Source organism: Proteus sp. Marseille-Q3619 (assembly GCF_965283115.1).
The window spans coordinates 3170481-3189727 of sequence record NZ_CBDIMP010000001.1; the positions used below are offsets into that span (position 1 = coordinate 3170481).

Annotated in this window: 20 protein-coding genes, 1 tRNA gene and 1 pseudogene; 10 read left to right on the forward strand and 12 right to left on the reverse strand. The window is 35.2% G+C overall.

Features of this window, described 5'->3' with window-relative positions:
- Positions 1 to 184: 184 nt before the first annotated feature.
- The 5 genes from ACWPWK_RS14545 to ACWPWK_RS14565 all read right to left on the reverse strand — a co-directional run bounded on the left by ACWPWK_RS14545 (position 185) and on the right by ACWPWK_RS14565 (position 4153).
- Entirely contained in the window at positions 185 to 409 is a 225-nt protein-coding gene (locus ACWPWK_RS14545) for a hypothetical protein (protein ID WP_454209148.1), read from the reverse strand.
- On the reverse strand, positions 394 to 993 hold the full coding sequence (locus ACWPWK_RS14550; protein ID WP_454209150.1) for a M10 family metallopeptidase C-terminal domain-containing protein: 600 nt from the start codon (positions 991 to 993) through the stop codon (positions 394 to 396). The genes ACWPWK_RS14545 and ACWPWK_RS14550 overlap by 16 nt, the downstream gene beginning before the upstream one ends.
- Positions 978 to 1802 carry a matrixin family metalloprotease gene (locus ACWPWK_RS14555; protein ID WP_454209152.1) on the reverse strand — a complete coding sequence of 275 codons (825 nt, stop codon included), beginning with the start codon at positions 1800 to 1802 and terminating at the stop codon, positions 978 to 980. Before ACWPWK_RS14555 ends, ACWPWK_RS14550 begins: the two co-directional genes overlap by 16 nt.
- A gap of 200 nt (positions 1803 to 2002) precedes the next feature.
- On the reverse strand, positions 2003 to 3250 hold the full coding sequence (locus ACWPWK_RS14560) for a nucleoside permease (RefSeq protein WP_109373885.1): 1248 nt from the start codon (positions 3248 to 3250) through the stop codon (positions 2003 to 2005).
- An 84-nt stretch (positions 3251 to 3334) separates the two neighbouring features.
- Positions 3335 to 4153 (reverse strand): purine-nucleoside phosphorylase, encoded by an 819-nt coding sequence (locus ACWPWK_RS14565; RefSeq protein ID WP_109373886.1) that lies wholly within the window; start codon positions 4151 to 4153, stop codon positions 3335 to 3337.
- Positions 4154 to 4358: 205 nt separating this feature from the next.
- On the opposite strand from ACWPWK_RS14565, the gene ACWPWK_RS14570 reads away from it, so the two are divergent.
- Positions 4359 to 5555, forward strand: a complete 1197-nt coding sequence (locus ACWPWK_RS14570; protein WP_109373887.1) for an ROK family protein — start codon at positions 4359 to 4361, stop codon at positions 5553 to 5555.
- Between the two features lie 274 nt (positions 5556 to 5829).
- Positions 5830 to 6714, forward strand: coding sequence for a helix-turn-helix domain-containing protein (locus ACWPWK_RS14575; RefSeq protein WP_109373888.1), 885 nt, complete (start codon positions 5830 to 5832; stop codon positions 6712 to 6714).
- On the opposite strand, the gene ACWPWK_RS14580 is transcribed toward ACWPWK_RS14575, so the two are convergent.
- Positions 6708 to 7964 carry a Zn-dependent hydrolase gene (locus ACWPWK_RS14580; protein WP_109373889.1) on the reverse strand — a complete coding sequence of 419 codons (1257 nt, stop codon included), beginning with the start codon at positions 7962 to 7964 and terminating at the stop codon, positions 6708 to 6710. The two genes, ACWPWK_RS14575 and ACWPWK_RS14580, sit on opposite strands and share 7 nt — an antisense overlap.
- Before the next feature lie 887 nt (positions 7965 to 8851).
- Here ACWPWK_RS14580 and ACWPWK_RS14585 point away from each other — a divergent pair.
- The 3 genes and pseudogenes from ACWPWK_RS14585 (at position 8852) to ACWPWK_RS14595 (ending at position 10236) form a co-directional block, all read left to right on the forward strand.
- Positions 8852 to 9516: pseudogene (locus tag ACWPWK_RS14585) on the forward strand (DUF4225 domain-containing protein).
- Positions 9509 to 9844, forward strand: a complete 336-nt coding sequence (locus tag ACWPWK_RS14590; protein ID WP_109373892.1) for a hypothetical protein — start codon at positions 9509 to 9511, stop codon at positions 9842 to 9844. Before ACWPWK_RS14585 ends, ACWPWK_RS14590 begins: the two are co-directional and overlap by 8 nt.
- 257 nt (positions 9845 to 10101) lie before the next feature.
- Entirely contained in the window at positions 10102 to 10236 is a 135-nt protein-coding gene (locus ACWPWK_RS14595) for an integrase (protein WP_244185076.1), read from the forward strand.
- Positions 10237 to 10446: 210 nt separating this feature from the next.
- Here the strand turns inward: ACWPWK_RS14595 and ACWPWK_RS14600 are convergent.
- From ACWPWK_RS14600 to mutY, 4 genes are all read right to left on the reverse strand, one after another.
- Positions 10447 to 10522 (reverse strand) — tRNA-Phe (locus ACWPWK_RS14600).
- 251 nt (positions 10523 to 10773) lie between these two features.
- The gene (gene mltC / locus ACWPWK_RS14605) at positions 10774 to 11844 is read right to left on the reverse strand and encodes a membrane-bound lytic murein transglycosylase MltC (RefSeq protein WP_109373934.1); all 1071 of its coding nucleotides are present in this window, start codon (positions 11842 to 11844) and stop codon (positions 10774 to 10776) included.
- A gap of 63 nt (positions 11845 to 11907) precedes the next feature.
- A complete protein-coding gene (locus ACWPWK_RS14610; RefSeq protein WP_098943971.1) occupies positions 11908 to 12180 on the reverse strand; it encodes an oxidative damage protection protein in 273 nt (90 codons plus the stop codon).
- Positions 12181 to 12209: 29 nt separating this feature from the next.
- Positions 12210 to 13250 (reverse strand): A/G-specific adenine glycosylase, encoded by a 1041-nt coding sequence (gene mutY / locus ACWPWK_RS14615; RefSeq protein ID WP_109373893.1) that lies wholly within the window; start codon positions 13248 to 13250, stop codon positions 12210 to 12212.
- 216 nt (positions 13251 to 13466) lie between these two features.
- Between mutY and trmB the strand changes: the two genes are divergently transcribed.
- The 5 genes from trmB to ACWPWK_RS14640 all read left to right on the forward strand — a co-directional run bounded on the left by trmB (position 13467) and on the right by ACWPWK_RS14640 (position 17397).
- Positions 13467 to 14186, forward strand: coding sequence for a tRNA (guanosine(46)-N7)-methyltransferase TrmB (gene trmB, locus ACWPWK_RS14620; RefSeq protein WP_109373894.1), 720 nt, complete (start codon positions 13467 to 13469; stop codon positions 14184 to 14186).
- On the forward strand, positions 14186 to 14512 hold the full coding sequence (locus tag ACWPWK_RS14625; protein WP_023581025.1) for a YggL family protein: 327 nt from the start codon (positions 14186 to 14188) through the stop codon (positions 14510 to 14512). Before trmB ends, ACWPWK_RS14625 begins: the two co-directional genes overlap by 1 nt.
- 74 nt (positions 14513 to 14586) lie before the next feature.
- On the forward strand, positions 14587 to 15513 hold the full coding sequence (glsB, locus tag ACWPWK_RS14630) for a glutaminase B (protein WP_109373895.1): 927 nt from the start codon (positions 14587 to 14589) through the stop codon (positions 15511 to 15513).
- Positions 15514 to 15535: 22 nt separating this feature from the next.
- Positions 15536 to 16273, forward strand: coding sequence for a DUF2884 family protein (locus ACWPWK_RS14635; protein ID WP_109373896.1), 738 nt, complete (start codon positions 15536 to 15538; stop codon positions 16271 to 16273).
- A gap of 173 nt (positions 16274 to 16446) precedes the next feature.
- Entirely contained in the window at positions 16447 to 17397 is a 951-nt protein-coding gene (locus ACWPWK_RS14640) for a siderophore ABC transporter substrate-binding protein (RefSeq protein WP_109373897.1), read from the forward strand.
- Positions 17398 to 17520: 123 nt separating this feature from the next.
- Here ACWPWK_RS14640 and hemW read toward each other — a convergent pair whose 3' ends face one another.
- Both hemW and ACWPWK_RS14650 read right to left on the reverse strand, forming a co-directional pair.
- Complete coding sequence (gene hemW / locus ACWPWK_RS14645; RefSeq protein WP_109373898.1) at positions 17521 to 18651, reverse strand: radical SAM family heme chaperone HemW; 1131 nt, start codon at positions 18649 to 18651, stop codon at positions 17521 to 17523.
- Positions 18644 to 19237, reverse strand: a complete 594-nt coding sequence (locus tag ACWPWK_RS14650; RefSeq protein ID WP_109373899.1) for an XTP/dITP diphosphatase — start codon at positions 19235 to 19237, stop codon at positions 18644 to 18646. Before ACWPWK_RS14650 ends, hemW begins: the two co-directional genes overlap by 8 nt.
- Between the last annotated feature and the right edge of the window lie 10 nt (positions 19238 to 19247).

Consider the following 19247-nt stretch of genomic DNA (forward strand, 5'->3'; position numbering starts at 1 on the left):
GTTTTAAGTCAGAATAATTTTACTAAGTAAATAAATTTCAGGTTATCTTCTCTAGAGAGATGTTTTTTAATGTTATTATATAATTCCGTCATGGTTTTATAATGTATTTCATTCTCTCATTATAAGGCTTGAGTAAATACAAGCCTTATAAAATGTTCACTACTTTTTAAGGTAATTAATTATATTAATAAAATAGATCTTCATAACTAAAATTCCCAACAATATCTATTGTTAAATTTGGAACTTCTAGTTGTTCTTTTGTTTTTATTGCTAATTTTGTTAAATTATCTTCTTCTTGAAAACTCATATTAAGCGAAATTGAATTTTGAGATATAAGTTCCTTGATATTTAGGCTTATTTTGTTTTCATCTAGAAAAATAAGGAAATCTTCATTTATATTATAATCCATGATTTTATTATGGCTATTTGTCTTGTTGCTAATTTCGAAAAAAACATATCAGCATTTTTTCCTCCGAACAGCATATTATGTCCATTACCTCCAGAAATTATATCGCAGCCATCTTCTCCATTAATGAAATCATTACCCTCATTACCATAAAGTGCATCACTACCTTTACCGCCAAAAATTTTATCATCCCCATCATATCCATAAATAATATCATTACCATGATTGCCAATTAGGTGGTTATTTACTTCATTACCAATGATATGATCGTTATCCTCACCTCCTATTACGTTTTCAATTATTGTTCCATACGCAATAGAAATGTTACTTTTTAGTCCGCCAATATCAGAAAAGGTACCTTGATTAAGATCTATTTTTTGATTTACAGTATATTTTGAAAAATCCAGAGTATCACAGCCACCGGCATCCCAAATACAACTAATAATGATATCGTCTGGTGAAGTTAAACTATAACAGTCTCTTTCTGTATTAGAATTAAAGCCATAAATCGTATCATCGGTTCGAGTTGTTACATTTGCTCCATAGAATTTTTGAATGACATATATATCGATTAATAATGGAGACATAGGAAAAAAACACCTAAATCAGCTTCTTTTGTTTTTGGGTGGCGGTATGACATTATAGAATATTTAAAACTATTTTCTTCAATATCAGGATTATTATGATCATTTACTCTAAAGGTATGTGGTAAACCAAGAGCGTGTCCAGTTTCATGTATATAAGTTTGAGTTTCTTTATTTCCTTTTTGTAATATTATAGGTTGATTATTTATATGACCATTTTCATTATTGTTTTTATATAAAGTAATATGAGTATCTGTTTCTATATAATAATATTTTATATTGTCTGATTTTTCTTTAAATAAATCTATTTCATTTTTTTGCTCTGGTGTCATTTCATGTTTATTGAATTTTTTTATACGTGTAGTTGAAGATATATTAATCCAAACATGTCCTCCTATACTGTAATCAGTGATTTTTTCTATTTTTTTATCTGGCTCTGTATTATTTAATGGGAATGTTGCAACACCAGCGACTAAATGAGAATTATCTTTCATTAGTTCATTTATATTATTATAAACACCAAGTTTAATATTAGTATCATATTTATTTTCTTTCTTAATGAATGTAATATTGGCAATGTCAGCCCATAGTTGTAATGTTTTTTCGGCAAGTTCTTGTTGATATTGATTTGATGTTGTAATAGTTTTATATTCCTCACCCCTTAAATTGCTCCAGTCAGGAAAGCTATATGTTACTTCAGTAAAATCACTATTAGGATCTTGTTTTTTCCATCTGCGTAGAGGTCTAAAACTCTTTATTAGATTGATAATATCACTATTTTCTAGAGGGTCATTTTGATGAGTATTATTCATAATATATTAATATCCTTTTTATAAATATTTTCCATTTAAAAGCATGCTTATTTTATTTATCTTGATATTAAATTTCTTTTAAAAATTGATTATCTTTAAATAGGCTGGATGATTTAATCATATTTACATTGAGGAAAGTAAAAATGATAATAAACCAATAAAGGTTTATTATCATTTAAAAGGGGGAATATATAATTTAATTATGAAAAATCTTTTTTATAATTACTCACCTTATTTTCTTTAAATGCAAATATAAATACAATAGCAAGTATAAGTGTATAGGATGCAAAAATTAACCAAATAGATTGCCAGTTTTTCATTCCATTAACTGTAAAATGATCAACGACCATACCACTTAAAATAGAGCCTGCGTATGCACCAACACCATTGACCATGGTCATAAATAACCCTTGAGCACTGGCTCTTATTTCAGGGTTAACTTCATTTTCAATATAGATAGAGCCTGAAATATTAAAGAAATCAAATGCACAACCATAAACAATCATTGAAAGCATTAGCAATACAAATCCCCAAGGAGATGGATCACCATAGGCAAATAATCCGAAACGTAAAGTCCATGCAATCATACTAATTAACATGACTTTTTTAATACCAAAGCGTTTTAGGAAAAAAGGAATTGCTAAAATAAAGGCAACTTCAGCCATTTGTGATACTGATAATAAAATTGATGGATATTGAACAATTAAACTATCAGCAAATTCAGGATTTTTAGCAAAATCATGAATAAAAGGACTACCAAAAGTATTGGTAATTTGAAGTACCGCACCTAATAGCATGGCAAATAAAAAGAAAACTGCCATTATTGGTTTTTTGAATAAAACAAAGGCATCTAATCCCAAACGAGATGCCCAAGAGGTTGATTGTTTATGCTGGGCTGTTGGAATTTTAGGTAAGCAAAATGAATAGAGAGCTAAACAAAGAGAAGCTACTGATGCAATATATAATTGAGTGTTGCTGAGTTCTAATTTAAATAAACTTACACACCACATGGCGATAATAAAACCTATCGTACCGAAAACACGAATAGGAGGAAAATTAGCAACAGAATCTAGCTTGTGTTTATTTAAGCAAAAATAACCAATTGAATTTGAAAGCGCAATAGTTGGCATAAATGCTAATGCATTAATGAACATAACCCAGAACATGATTGTTGGATCAGTCACTGATGCCGCAAAGAATAAAGCAACAGCACAAATAAGATGACAAATAATATATAAGCGATTTGCAGGAATAAATTTATCGGCAATGATACCTAATAAACCAGGCATAATCAGAGCAGCAATGCCTTTAGAGCCATAAACTAATCCAACTTCAATCCCTGTGAAGTTTAATGTTTGCATCATGTATGCACCTAGGGTAATTAACCAACTTCCCCAGATAAAATATTGCATAAACATCATGCCTTTGAGCTGTATTTTTATACCCATAACAATCTCCACTGTTGGGGATATTGATTTTAGTGGAGCATAGACAGCTATCTATTCTCCACTTTTTCTTTTATTGATAAAAAGTTATAAGCGAGCGATCACTTCACTGATCAGTTTTAAGAAGGTAGATTTCACACGTTCTGCGGTTTCAATAACTTCATCATGACTAAGAGGCTGTTCTAAAATGCCACAAGCCATATTGGTTAAGCATGAAATACCAATGGTATCAATACCTGAATGGCGAGCAATAAGTGCTTCTGGAACGGTTGACATGCCTACGGCATCGGCACCTAATGTTCTTATCATGCGAATTTCTGCTGGGGTTTCATAAGTTGGCCCTGTCCACCATGCATAAACACCTTGACGTAAGGTAATGTCTTGCTCTTTGGCAATATCAATAACAATTTGGCGCATAGCTTTGTTATAAACTTCACTCACATCTAGAAAACGAACACCTAATTCGGGGTTATTTGGCCCAATCAGTGGGTTGTTTGCCGTTAGATTAATATGATCCGTAATTAGCATTAGATCACCAGGATTAAAATCTGTATTTACAGCGCCACATGCGTTAGTGATAATCAGCTTTTCAACACCCAATGCTTTCATTACACGAACAGGAAAGGTGACTTCATCGAGCGATACACCTTCGTAGTAATGAAAACGACCTTTCATTGCAACAACCGTTTTTCCTGCAATTTTACCAATCACTAATTCATTAGCATGCCCCACCGCTCCTGATGCTGCAAAGTGTGGAATGGTGTGATAAGGAATATGTACGGCATCTTCTAATGTATCGGCAAAAGGACCTAAACCTGATCCTAAAATGATCCCAATAGTTGGTTTTTCTGTGGTTTTAGATTGAACAAATTCTTTTGCTTTATTAATTTCAGAAATCTGGTGCATGACTCTCTCCTATGTAAATCGTCATTACATTTTTAATTGTGCTTGAGAGTACTTTGCCTGATACACAGAAATGAACAACTTACTTTTTCTCATTTTGAGATTAAGATCATGTTGTTTGTTTTGATTAAGGAACTATTGCTTTTTTTACAGTAAGATAGCGATATTCTTCTTTGAGTGGCTAAATAATTTAATAAAGGAAATGGCTATGCTATTGAAAAATTTAAAAGAACTTCAGTCTTCTAAGACTTCAAAAGCATTGAAACTTAAAAGCCTTTATAAATTAGTGGCAGAAAATGGTCCAATAAAAACAGAAACACTCACTGAATTGGCACAAATGAAGCCTGCTACTTGTGCTCGACTACTGGACGAGTTAAATGCTCTTCAATTAATTACAACCGCAGAATTAGGTGAATCAACGGGTGGTCGAAAACCTATTTTGTATAATATTAATACAGAAGGGGTGTTTTTAATTGGCATTGAATTAAGTAAGGTCTATTCAACCATTGTGTTGATGGATCTGAAACTTAATATGTTGGATAAAATTAAAATATCGCCAGAACCTTACTTATCTGCATATGAGATGACAGATAAGCTATTACCTAAAATTGATGCCTTGTTATTCAAAAATAACATCAGCTATGAAAAAGTTTTAGGGTTAGGAATTTCTATTGAGCATGTTGTCGAACATCAATTGGCTTCAAAATCCCTCAATGAAGAATTCAGTGAATTAGAGGCGTTATTACGTAAAAAAATTCCTACTTACGTCACAGTGGGAAGTGGAGTGCATTTTGCTGCTTTAGCTGAATTTCGTTTATATTATCGCCAAAAAACACAACGATTTTTATTTACTTCTTGTGATACCGAAGTAAGAGGATGTGCCATTATTGGTAATCAGTTTTTAACTGATACCTCAGCGACGATGAATTGTTTTGGTCATATGACGATTGATGTAAAAGGGCTATTGTGCGAATGTGGCTCTTATGGTTGTTTAAATACATTGTGCTCTTTAGATGCCATAAAAAATAGTATTATTCATCAAATAAGGCGGGGAAAGCACTCCTTATTAACTTCTCTTGTCAGTACAGATGATGAAATTAACTATCACACGATTTTTCAAGCAATAGAAATGCGAGATCCTCTGTGTATTGATGCATTAGAAGAAGCGGCTTATTACTACGGGCTTGCTATTGCAAATACGATTTTAATGCTCCAACCTGATATTGTTGTTTGTGGCGGAACATTAATACCTAAATATACGTTTTTTGATACCGTCAAAAAAACGATTGAAACTAAACTCGCACTTTTCCCAAATATAAAAACAGAAGTTTATCCAGCAAGCCACGCTTATGAAATCGTTTCTCAGGGCGCTGGCGCTATGGTATTAGAGCATTTAGTTAATTAAATAATGAAAAAGGCGGTGTAATATCAATTACATCGCCTTTTAGTTTTTTTATTGTTGTTTGTTTTTACTGCTTTAACCCTGGTGAGGTTACCTGCTAGGAGACAGGTTTATTGATATAGACTAACTTTTTACTGCAAACTTTTTTTATTTACCTCATTGTGAGAAAGGTGATTCTTTTTATTTTTGGTTTAATTTAAACTATCTGAACTAACGTCTTATTATTGTGCCGTTACTTTACCCTGGTACTTTGTGCATTTGGGAGCCAATTATAAATATGCCTTACATACCTAGAGAAAAAATAGATTATCAAGCCATTGGCTATCGCTTGCGTGCTTACCGCATAGCCTCTTCATTAAAAGCTGAAGATGTAGCAGAAAGCTTGGGTATTTCTCGTGCTGCTGTGTATCGGTTAGAAAAAGGCGAAATTGTTAAAATTGAGACACTTGATAATCTTGCTAGATTATTAAATACCTCGTTAACCAGTTTGTTGGGTATTAATACTGAATATTATTCAAGTGCAAATGGCTTTTTTGAACGAATGCGCCAACTTGAAAGTCAATCTTCACATATTTATACCCACTTCGAACCTTTCTCTTACTTATTAACTTCAGATTGTTATGACAAAACATTGGTTGAAATGCTAACAGAGGCATCACCTTTAAATCTTTTGTCTGAAAAACAACAAGAAGTTTTGTCTATTTTAAAAGAGCGTAAGAAACATCAGTCCTTACATTCGCCCCATATTTATAACCTTATTAGCCAGCAACAAATTGAAAAATTTCTTTATGTTGGCATGCTAGGTTCGGTTAATTTAACTAAAACACTGCAACAAGAAAGAAAACAACGAGCAAAAAACGAAATTCTTCATTTAATTGAAAAGTTAGAGCAAAAAAATAGTTATCTTAATATTGCAATTATTTCAGATACTATGCCGTCTTTAACTTTCCAATTATTTTATCAAGACAAAGTCCCTCTTTCTTTAGCCGTTAGCCCGTTCCGTTTAGGTGAATTTCCTAATGTCAGCACGGGCATTGCTACTGTAACCTCTTCAACTGAGGCGATATTTCAATATCAATCCCTCTTTGATAAATTATGGTTAAAAGCAACCAAGGGAGATGATGCAATTAACCTTCTAAAACAAATAGTCAGTCATTATTGATTGGCTAATGTGCCTAATGTTTCTGCTAATAAATCTGCAGCGACAGCAATATCACTAAATTCGGTAAACTCATCAGGATGATGACTAATACCGGCAACTGAAGGTGTAAAGATCATCGCAGTTGGATAAAGTGACGCCATATTCATTGAGTCATGGCCAGCACCACTTAGCATTGTCATATAGCTGATATCGTGTTTCTGGCATAAGCTTTCAATAACTTGGCAAATTGAATCATCTAGTTTGACTGGCGATTCAGCAGAAATCGGTTGAACATCAATAGAGACGCCAAAATCTTTTTCTGCTTTTTCCACACTATTATTTAGGCGTTGTACAACACGTTGAATACTTTCAGTATCAATACCACGAATATCAACAGAAAATTTTACTTGTCCTGGAATGACGTTCATGGAGTTCGGCACAACATTGAGTTTACCCACTGTACCTACAGTGCCATAAACGGCTTCAGTACATGCTGCACGGTTGATATCGGTAATAATCCCTGCACTTGCCACTAACGCATCTTGGCGTTGATACATAGGCGTTGCACCAGAGTGATCCGCATGACCATTAACAGTGACTGAAAAACGAGTTGGTGCCGCAATACCATTGACAATACCAATAGTTTTTTTGTCATTCTCAAGGCGTTTACCTTGTTCAATATGAAGCTCAACAAAGGCACTATAACGATCAGCTTTGACTAAACAACTATCCAAATTATCATGCTGATAACCTAAAGATTTTAAAACTTCAAAGAAGTTATTGCCGTCATCATCTCTATTTTGTTCCCAGCGAGCTTTATCTATTTTTCCTGTTAATACCTTACTGCCAATACACGAAAAGCCAAAACGGCTAGATTCTTCCGCACGAAAAACAACAAGCTCAAGGTCACGTTTAAGTTGTTGTGGTTTGTATTGCATTAATGCATAAAAACCTGCAATAACACCTAAAGCTCCATCATAAGCACCGCCTTGAGGGACTGTATCAAGATGAGATCCTGTACCTACTGCGGGTAGTGAACGATCTTTACCTGGTAAACGTGCGTAAAGTGTACCAATACCATCACGATAAACTTCAAGACCCGCTTCTTTCATTAAACCAGCAAGGTACAGATGGGCAGCTTCATCTTCTTCGCCATAAGCAATACGAGTTATCCCTTTGCCACTGTTGTCTTTTTTATAAATCTGCATTGTTTCAATTAATGTTTTCATATCATCAATTGAATAATGAGTTGCTGTATCTTGTTGAGTCATAAGAGAATTCTCCCGTGGTTTCTGTAATATTTATTTGTCTAAAAAATGAGACAATTTAAGGATTAAAAAAGCCACCTTTAAAGATGGTCACTGTTTTTATAATCATTGCTTATTATATTTACTGCTGAATCTATATTTCGTCAATGACAATTAAGGTGAGTTTCATATTCTGTGAGGTAGGTTTCAATTAAAAAGAGATATATAGCAGGGGTATTTCTTAAATGAACTTAAATTGTATTATAAATGTTATAAAAGCGATCGCTTTTTTATGTTAAGTATATTTAAAATTTTATTTTTAATTTCAAAATGAAAATAAGAATTATTATTGGTAGTAAATTTATTGTTTTAAGAGTTATTTAAATTGTGATTTATATACTAATAATAAAAGATAATTAAAAATATCCCTGACTTTTTTGTATTAATAAAGATATCATTTTTTATATATAAATAATATTTATGACATTATCAGGGGAATGTTGGGTTTTCCTGTAAATATCATAAAGACCATGTAAATATATAGAGGTCTTTATATAAAATTAATTTTCTAATTATAAAAATAAATAATAACCTATCTTATATATTTAGATTTATAGTCTATTTATTTTATTGCTTTGGTTAAATGGAATTTTATCTCTCTGCTAAGTAGAAAACTAAATATTCACTATTGATAAGAATTATTAAATATTACACTATAATAGCCGATAATTTGGATGAGATATTACTTAAGTTTTTATTTTAAATAAGGATGTGAAAGAAATGACGGAGTATGAACTAGACTATAGTTATAGTGTGTATATAGAGATACATTAAGAAGAGAATCCAGTTATTTAAAAAGAATAGCAATGAAATTTGCCTATCAATATATTGGTGATTCTTTTGCAAGAATGATGTTCTTAAATGATATAGAACAACTGATTGCTAGAACAGAGTTAGAGGTAAGTAGTTATTGCTTAAGTTTATCAGCAGGATTAGATAATATCTCAGATGAAATTGAAAGGTTAGAATTACAGGATAATTTACTAAGAAATCGAAGCGTAATGCAATATGCACTTTTTGAAACAATACGTAAAAAAGAAGAATGTGAGGAAAATAATAAATTAATACTCAAACAAGTAGGTTTTGTCAGCGGAGTAATGCAAATATATGGAGGGGGAGCTTCTTGTGTGGGATCTGTCGGAACATTATGCAGTAGTTTAGAGGTTGGAATGGTATCTCAAGGTGTAAATAGTATGATTGAAAATGGATATTATTTAGAGAGGAATATAGCGGATCTGTAAGAAACGGATATAGAGCAACATCTAAAGCTTTAGGTTATGGTGATAATGAAGCGGATATATTTTATAATGTGGTTGATTTAAGTTTATCTGGTGCATCACTACTAAAACCAGTTCTTAAAGAAGATTCATGGAAGTTATTTCATTATATTAAGAGTGATTTTATAACATCATGGCAAACAATGGGTAGGGTGCCTCTTATGTCCGAAATTTTCTTTGAGGGTATGGCTATTTATTCTACATACGATTTATATGAAGAGAAAAATAAAAGTGAATGATTTTGATGTGTTATCACCTTTTCCTTTTGGCTGGTTGGAGCTTTTTCTATTTTATCTATCTTCATTTTTTTTATTTTTCATTTTATATAAAATTCAACTCTATATTCTTCGTAAGAAAAATAGATTTTTAGATCTTATTTATCTTTCAGTTGTTGGTTTATGTGGAAGTTGTTTTCTTATTATATTTAAATTTGGTGATAAATTTTTTATTGGTGAATTATTTATAAGATCTGGTAATAAAGATATTATTCGCTATAGCTGTCTCTTTTTTGCACTTTACCTTTGTATCTCACTGACTTTTGGTAAAAAAAGTAATTTATCATATTGATATTTTATGAAAAATAGATTTAATTAATATTGCCAAGTGAATCGTATGAAGAGCATCCTGCGGAAATATTACCCTGAACATTTCCATTTATTCTTAAATAAATATTATTAGACATTAATTATTTTCCTTTTTATATAATTAAACTTCATGTTTAGCTAAAGCTAAATTTACTTTAAAGTTAATCTTATTAGATTAATTTATGTATTTATTATATTTAAAAATGGATGAATTACTATCTATGTATTGTGGCAATTTATATGATGCAATCACCAGAACGTAATCTTTATGTTGTGAAAAGGCTATTAGGTCATGCCAGCATTACATCGACATTAGAATACATTGATGAAAGTGTTGATAACTTGCGAGATATACTTGAAGCGGAATTGATGTGATGAAAATAACAGGAGGAGTATCAAGATTTGACAGTGATTAGGAAAGAAAGTAAAAGTTACAAATAAAAAAAAACAGCCTTGGTATGAACAAGACTGTTTATTCAAAGCTTTTGATTAATTTTAACAACAGATAACTTACGTTAAATTTGTGTCTTATCTTAGCTTTTTTGCCCTCTCAGTGATTTAACTCACTGACGAACAAATGAAAGATGGTGCCCGAACTCGGAATCGAACCAAGGACACGGGGATTTTCAATCCCCTGCTCTACCGACTGAGCTATTCGGGCAACGGGGCGTATTAAACCCGATATCGCCTTGCTCGTCAACGTTATTTATCACAAAACCGTTCGATTGCTGTTTTTTTAAACTCATTGGGTATTAAAACGCTATTTGTCGTGGGAGATGAGTAAAATAAAGATAAAGTCTTTTGCAATACTCAAAAAATACATGACGATAAAACCGTTTATTAAGTCTTAATAACAAAAAAAGCTTCCCCAAATTCATTGAGGAAGCTTTGTTTTTTTTGATTAAGCATCAACTAACGATAGTTACGTTGAGCTGTACTGACTTTCTCAAGATAACGACGAGATTGGTCGGCAGGGTGTTTATTACGTAATGTGGTATACACCTGCGTTGGCTCTAAGTTGTTAATCATGGCAGCAGCTTGTTTTTTATCGTTATGGAATATCCGCAACACACTACCTGCACCACCGTTGTAAGCCTGTATAACGGCGTAACGGCGCGAAACAGGATCTTTGATATCACCAAGGTAGCTATTTTGTAGAATTGAGATATAAGCCGCACCAGCATCGATATTATTAGCTGGATCAAATAAGTAACTACGACTTGGTTGCCCAGATTTTCCTTGCATTCGGAATACATCTCGTCCTGCCGTTGCTGGCATAATCTGCATTAAACCTAGCGCATCAGAACTACTCACGGCATATGGGTTAAAACTTGATTCAATTTGCATAATTGCCAAGATCAGTGATGGTTCAACCCCATATTTAGCCGCGGCTTGTTGAACTAGCGGTAAATATTTATGAGCACGTTTATCAAGGTGATTAGGAACAAGATTAATGGTGACATACCAAATGGTATTTATACCTGATTGGCGTTTTTGTAATTTATTGGCAATCAGATAATCTGCAAACTTATTGGCTCGCCATTCCCAGCGTATAGGTTGTCCCGTATTATCAAGAACCTGCCCAGATAAAAACGGTTCAGTGCTGTGAGGAATATTATTAACGTCAGAGTAGAGGTCAATAGAACCTGGATCTTCACCCATTAATAACGTTGTGACTATCGCTTTATGCAATTGGAATTGAGGCGCATCATCACCTAAAGTTTCTATCGTAATTGTACCTGCTTCAAAATTAATATGGCTACGTGTTTTATAAGCATTGGTATATTTTACGTAATCTTTAGGGCCTGCGATTAATACTTCCTTCATACCCCAAATCATTTCGATATTATTGGCAAATTGTCCCATAAGAATATCGAACGCATTGGTATCCTTTGCGTAATCAGGCTCAAATGTTTTTGGTGGTTGGCTACTACATGAAATGAGTAGAGGGGCGATAATCAGCAAGAGAAGGATTTTTTTCATGGTCAATTGCATCGCTATGGTGAATAAAATACCAGAGCCTTAAAGGCTCTGGAAAAGTGAATATTATTTTTCAGGTGGTGTGTAACCGTCAATATGAACATCATGGCCTTCGAATAAAAATCGTACCATTTCTTGTTCTAATAGTTTGCGATCATCAGGATTCATGGTGTTAAGTTTTTTCTCATTGATAAGCATGGTTTGTTTTGTCATCCATTGAGCCCATGCTTCTTTTGAGATCTCATTGAAAATGCGCTTTCCAATTTCTCCTGGGTACAACTGAAAATCAAGTCCATCAGCTTCTTTGTTAAGGAAAGTACAAAAAATAGTTCTGCTCATAATAAATCCTCAATATCGCAGGGATTAGCTTAGGCTAATTGTCTAAGTAAATTCTCTACAGGTGCTGCTAACCCTACGGTTGCAGGTGTCTGTAAGTTATACCAAAGTCCTTTTTGCGCCTCCATCATAGAGGTAAACGCTGAGAGTTTTACGCAAATTGGCACAATATCTAAATGAAAGTGGCTAAAAGTATGTCTAAATGAAATCAGTTGCTCTGATTTATTATTATCGAGCCCATGCTCGGCTAGCCACTGTTCTAAAAGCGCTTTTGTTTCAAATTGAGGAAAGGCAAATAACCCGCCCCATATTCCTGCTGGTGGCCTTTTATCTAACCAAACAAGATTATCATATTGTAAAATAAGAAAATAAGTTGTTTTTTCTGGGATGACTTTTTTCGGTTTTTTCCCAGGATAATCCGCCCAATTATTTTGAGCATAAGCGATACAGCCAGTATTTAATGGGCATAATTCACATTTAGGCTTACTTCTTGTGCAGACCATTGCACCCAAATCCATCATTGCCTGATTAAAATACTCTACACCTTCAGTTGGAGTGACGTTTTCGCTGATCTCCCACAACGTATTTTCAACCTCTTTTTTACCCGGCCAGCCTTCGACAGCATAGCAGCGTGCTAAAACACGTTTTACATTACCATCAAGAATTGGATAAGGTTTTTTCAGTGATAACGATAAAATAGCACCGGCGGTTGAACGTCCAACACCAGGTAAGGCACAAACGTCCTCAAAGGTATCAGGAAACTGCCCTTGATGTTTATCTACAATGTGTTGTGCTGCTTTATGTAGGTTTCTGGCTCTTGCGTAATAGCCAAGTCCTGTCCATAAATGAAGCACTTCATCAAGAGGTGCTTTAGCCAATGCGCTAACATCAGGAAAACGTGCAATAAAACGCTCAAAATAAGGAATAACCGTAGCAACTTGAGTTTGTTGCAGCATTACTTCAGATAACCATACGTGATAAGGCGTTTTTTCTTGCTGCCAGGGGAGCGTTTTACGTCCATATTTGTGATACCAATTGAGCACGACTTGCGAAAATTGCTGAGCTTCCATCATGTTTTATTTTATTAACTCATGTTCTGATTAAGGTAAGATTGCACCACAGAGAGAATAAACTGTAAACACTCTTAATATTTATCTTATAGAGTGATGCTTCTATGAGTGACTCTTGCTAAACTTAGTGATCTTTGGATAATGTCGGTTAAGTTGCACTATAGCGACATTATAACGATTTTAAGTAAATAATTGGCCTAACGACTGACAGTATTAGACATGATCAAGAATGTAATTTCTCCGGAATTCAATGAAGAAGGGCGTGCTTTACGACGCGTTCGTAGTTTTGTTCGTAGACAAGGTCGTTTGACACCTCGTCAAGAGCAAGCATTAGAAACACAGTGGCCTGTCTTTGGTATTGAATATCAACCGGAACCCATCGACTTCAGTCAGGTTTTTGGACGCGAAGCGCCTGTAATTTTAGAAATTGGCTTCGGCATGGGCGCATCGCTCGTGACTATGGCAAAAAATACACCAGAAAATAATTATTTCGGTATTGAAGTACATGCACCGGGCGTTGGGGCTTGTCTTGCAAATGCTGAAGAAGAGCAATTAAGTAATCTGAGAGTCATGTGTCATGATGCGATTGAAGTGCTTAATCATATGATCCCAGATAATAGTTTAAAAATGGTTCAGCTATTCTTCCCTGATCCATGGCACAAAGCGCGTCATAATAAACGCCGTATTGTTCAAGTGCCTTTTGCAGAATTAATTTTAAAAAAATTAACGTTAGATGGTGTTTTTCATATGGCGACAGATTGGGAACCATATGCAGAACATATGCTTGAAGTGATGACAAGTGTTGAGGGTTATCAGAATTTGTCAGAAACTCAGGATTATGTACCACGACCAGAAACACGCCCTGTGACTAAGTTTGAAAAACGCGGTCATCGTTTAGGGCATGGAGTCTGGGATCTTATGTTTAAGAGGGTAAAATAATGGCTAAACAACGTAGTCGCCGCTTACGCAAAAAAATGCGTATCGATGAATTTCAGGAATTAGGTTTCTCAGTTAAATGGACTTTCCCAGAAAATACCCCAATTGAGGAAGTAGATCGCTTTGTTGATGAACTGATCCTCAAAGTTATTGAGCCAAACGGGCTGGCATTTGATGCAAGTGGTTACCTGAGCTGGGAAGGCTTAATCTGCTTACAACAAATTGGTAAATGTACAGAAGAACATCGCCAATTAGTCGAAAACTTCCTCAAAGAAAGCAAAATGCAAGATGTACAGACCTCTGAACTATTTGATGTTTGGTGGGATTGATAGAAAATTATACATTTAGCAAATAATTACAAGGGCATCCAAAAGGATGCCCTTGTCTGTCTGGGGAAGGGACTGTGACTACAACGTTATCTAACGCATTACTGTCAGATATTTTGCAACAAATTCGCCCATTAATCGGGCAAGGAAAAGTCGCGGATTATATTCCCGCATTGGCTCAAATACCTCCAGAACAGCTAGCTATGGCTGTTTATACGGTTGATGGTGAACTCTATCAATCAGGCATGGCAGATAAGCGCTTTTCGATTCAATCTATTTCTAAAGTACTTAGCTTAACGCTTGCTTTAACACGTTATGAAGAAAATGAAATTTGGCAACGTGTAGGAAAAGAGCCATCAGGACTGCCTTTTAATTCCTTGATACAGCTAGAAATGGAAAAGGGAATACCGCGCAACCCTTTTATTAATGCGGGTGCCATTGTTATCACTGATATGTTGCAGTCTCGCCTTAGTGCGCCTAAGCAAAGAATGTTAGAAGTGATCCGTTTTCTTACCGATACTCCAGACATTTGTTATAACTCAGTGGTTGCAAAATCGGAGATGGAGCATCTTAGCCGAAATGCATCAATCGCTTATCTGATGAAATCTTTTGGTAATTTTGAGAATGATGTTATTACGGTGCTTGAAACTTATTTTCACTATTGCTCCATAGAGATGAGTTGCACCGAGTTAGTACGATGTTTTAGCTATTTAGCTAATCAAGGTATGTGTGTGGGTAATAAAAATCAGATTATTACGCCAAGACAAACCCGACAAATAAATGCGTTAATGTTAACTTGTGGCATGTATGATGGTGCAGGTGAATTTGCATTTCGTATTGGTATTCCCGGAAAGTCGGGCGTGGGTGGTGGCATTATTGCAGTCGTTCCCGATGCTTTTACGGTTGCAGTTTGGTCACCAGAGCTGGATAAATCAGGTAACTCATTAGCAGGTTGTGCAGCACTTGAATTATTAGCAAACAAAGTCGGGCGTTCAATTTTTTAGGTGTGTTTTCAGGAGCGTTGTTATGAATTTAAGAAATATTGCTGTCACACTGTTTTTTGTTGCGGGTACAGCAAATGCATCACCAAGTTTTGATTGTGCTGTAATGCCAAAAGATGATTTACGCATAACCTCTGAATTTGTTGAAGTCGCTGGTTCACATGGTTTAATGGTGATTTATCCTGATGGCACATTATTTCAAAATGAAAAAAGTGCCACATTGACACCACAACAACAAGAATTAGCAAAAAAATATCAAGCCACAGTAAGACGAGACGTACCTTGGTTAAGAACTGAAACTGGGGTAAAACTGCAAGATTCTCGCAAAGTGCTTGATAAAGTAGTGATTGAGGCTTTTGGTAAAGAAAGCAATATCCTCAATAGATTAAGTAGATTAGAGAAAGATCTTAATCAGCAAATGGATAGAGTGGTCAGCATAGAACCGAATAACATTACGTTCCATTCTCAAGCCATTAAAGAAGTTGAAGCTAAAGGCCGTGAAATCGTAGAAAGTAGCCTTGGTGGTATGTTGCAAGACAGCATTAATGAATTGGGGAAAAAACAGTTATTAGCCGCGGCAGGTGGCGACAGTAAAAAAGCCTTAGGCGGATTATTAGGAAGCTTAGATGGTTTCCAAAAGATCATAGATCAGGAGTGGAAGCAGCAAGAAGCAGCGTTTACTCAATTTGGTCAGCAAGCTTGTAGCAAAATCACACAGATGGAAAATCAACGTGTTGAATTAATTAATGCATTAAAGAAGTAGCTGATCCGTCTCTCTAATGATTGGGTTATTAACCAGATAATTAATAAGCTTTACAAATGGCAGATTCACAATAATTGAAAATAATAATGAAAATCATTCTTGTTCAATTGACTTGTGGGGAGAGCTGTTTAGAATGCCCTGTTTGAGTATTCCACTTAAACAGGGCAAAATTAATGAAGAAGATCCTTCCTTTAGTTATCGCATCTATCCTTTCTGTAACGAGTTTCTCAGCGTTAAGCAAAACGCCAATCGAATACCAACCTAACCAAGTTATTAGTCAGCAAAATGACAAAATGGTGATTAAACATCTGTTGGGTGAAACGTCGGTTACTAAGAACCCTTCAAAAGTTGTTCTATTTGATTTTGGTTTATATGATTCTTTAGTTCAGTTAGGTTTAGCTGATAAAGTGGTGGGGTTACCGTTAGGTAATGCGCCCGCTTATATTAAAGGAAGTATTGCAAGTAATGTGGCTAATGTCGGTGGTATGAAAGCGCCTGACTTAGAAAAATTAGCCGAAATGAAACCTGATTTAATTATTATTACGGGTCGACAAGGCGCTTCTTATGAGGCTTTAGCGAAAATTGCACCAACCGTTAACTTAGGCACCAATAGCGCTAATTATCTTGATTCAGTTGAAGCGAATATTAAATTAATGGGAGAGTTGTTTGATAAGCAACAAGCAACCCAAGAGCAACTGACAAAACTGAATACAGTGATTGAGCAGGCTCAGAAAAAAGCGGCAGAGTCTGATAAAAAAGTTTTAGTGTTACTGCATAATGCAGGCAATTTAATGCCAAATAACCAAAGTGTTATTTATGATGTAGTTAAAGTGAAGAAAGCCGAATTACCTCCTGTTGCTGAAGAAGATAAAGGTAAACGTCGAGTTGTCACTTCTGAAATGATCGCAAAAGCAAACCCTGATGTGATTTTCATTGTGGATCGTAGTGAAGCGATTGGTGCTGATAAATTAGAAAAAGCGACTTTTGAAAATGATGAAATTAAAACGACATCTGCTTATAAAAATGGCGATATTGTTTATCTGCAAGCAGATCTTTGGTATCTCTCTGGCGGTGGATTAGACAGCTTAACTAAGCAGATTGAAGCGGTAGAAAGCGCATTCTAAGGCTTTTATGATCGTTTAAATGGTTTTATCATAAATAAAAAATACCCATATTGTGAATAAACTGGGGTCAGTTCAGAATAACAGTATGGGTATTTTTAAATTAGCTATTTGAAATCAGCAATATTAAAGAAATAGCTCAAGTAATGAATTTAAAAATAGCTTACCGTGAGGGGTTATTTGCCAGTGAGAGTCAGTTTCACTGATATAACCCAACGCCAAAGCTTCATCTATTTGATGGCGAATCACTTCTTCAGAAAGCCCAGTGTAATCACTGAAATCTTGTCTTGGAAATGCGTCTAATAGGCGAAAACGGTTCATAAAAAATTCAAATGGACGGTCATCATTATCAACAAAATTTTGCTGATCGAGATAACGGCCTTCCATAAAACCTTTAGGGTGCTTGGTTTTGACTGTTCGCATTATGCGACCATCTTCAAAGCTTATTTTTCCATGAGCGCCACAACCGATACCTAAATAATCACCAAAACGCCAATAGTTTAAGTTGTGCTCACACTGAAAGCCCGGTTTACAATATGCTGATGTTTCATATTGTTGATAACCTGCGGCTGTCAGTAATTTATCGCCTTGTGAGAAAATATCCCACAGCATATCGTCATCAGGTAATTTAGGTGGGCGAGAGCCAAATTGTGTATTAGGTTCAATGGTTAATTGATACCAAGACAAATGTGGCGGAGATAACGCTATTGCTTGCTGTAAATCCGAAAGCGCTTGAGATAATGATTGGTCTGGTAATCCATGCATTAAATCTAAATTAAAGCTACGTAAGCCTAACTCTTTGGCTAAACGAGCCGCATTTTTAGCTTCATCTGCATCATGAATTCGACCTAAGCGGATAAGCTTGTCATCGCCAAAACTTTGTACACCAATAGAGATACGATTTACACCCGCACGTTGGAATCCAGCAAAGCGTTCAGCTTCTACGGTTCCTGGATTCGCTTCCATGGTAATTTCTGCATTGGGGCTAACAGCAATACGCTCTTTCACTCCATAGAGTAAATCAGCCATTGATTCAGCACTTAATAAGCTAGGTGTACCGCCACCAATAAATATTGTCTGGACTTCACGGGAGCCAACGTGAATAAGATCGGCATCTAAGTCATTGAGTAAATGTTGCACATATTCCTGATGTGGTACTTCTCCCTTTAAGGTGTGTGAGTTGAAATCACAATAAGGGCATTTTTGTACACACCAAGGAATATGAATATACAAACTTAATGGGGGCAACTTAAGCATTCTTAAGGGCATCCAACATTAACTTAAGTGCTTTACCACGATGTGAATGCTGATTTTTTTGCTCTTTAGTTAATTGCGCCGCAGTACAATTTAATTCAGGAACAAAGAAAATAGGATCATAGCCAAATCCACCTTCACCGTGCATTTCTGTGCTTAATACACCATGCCATATACCGTGGAAAATCAGCGGAGTTGGATCGTTTTCATGGCGCATATAAACCAATACACAGTTAAATTGAGCTTGGCGTTTTTCAGCAGGTACATCTTTCATTGCATCAAGCAATTTATCCAGATTTTGCTGATCGTTTGCATCAACACCCGCATAGCGTGCTGAGTAAATACCTGGAGCACCACCTAAAGCATCTACCGAAATACCTGAGTCATCAGCAATGGCGGGAAGACCTGTCACTTTTACTGCATGACGCGCTTTAATAAGCGCATTTTCAACAAAGGTTAAGCCCGTTTCTTCCACTGAATCAACACCTAGCTCTGTTTGGGCAACAATATCTAAACCAAAATCAGAAAGCAAAGAGGCTAGCTCTTTGACCTTTCCTGGATTTCCTGTTGCGAGAACGACTTTTTGCATGAGTGTTATC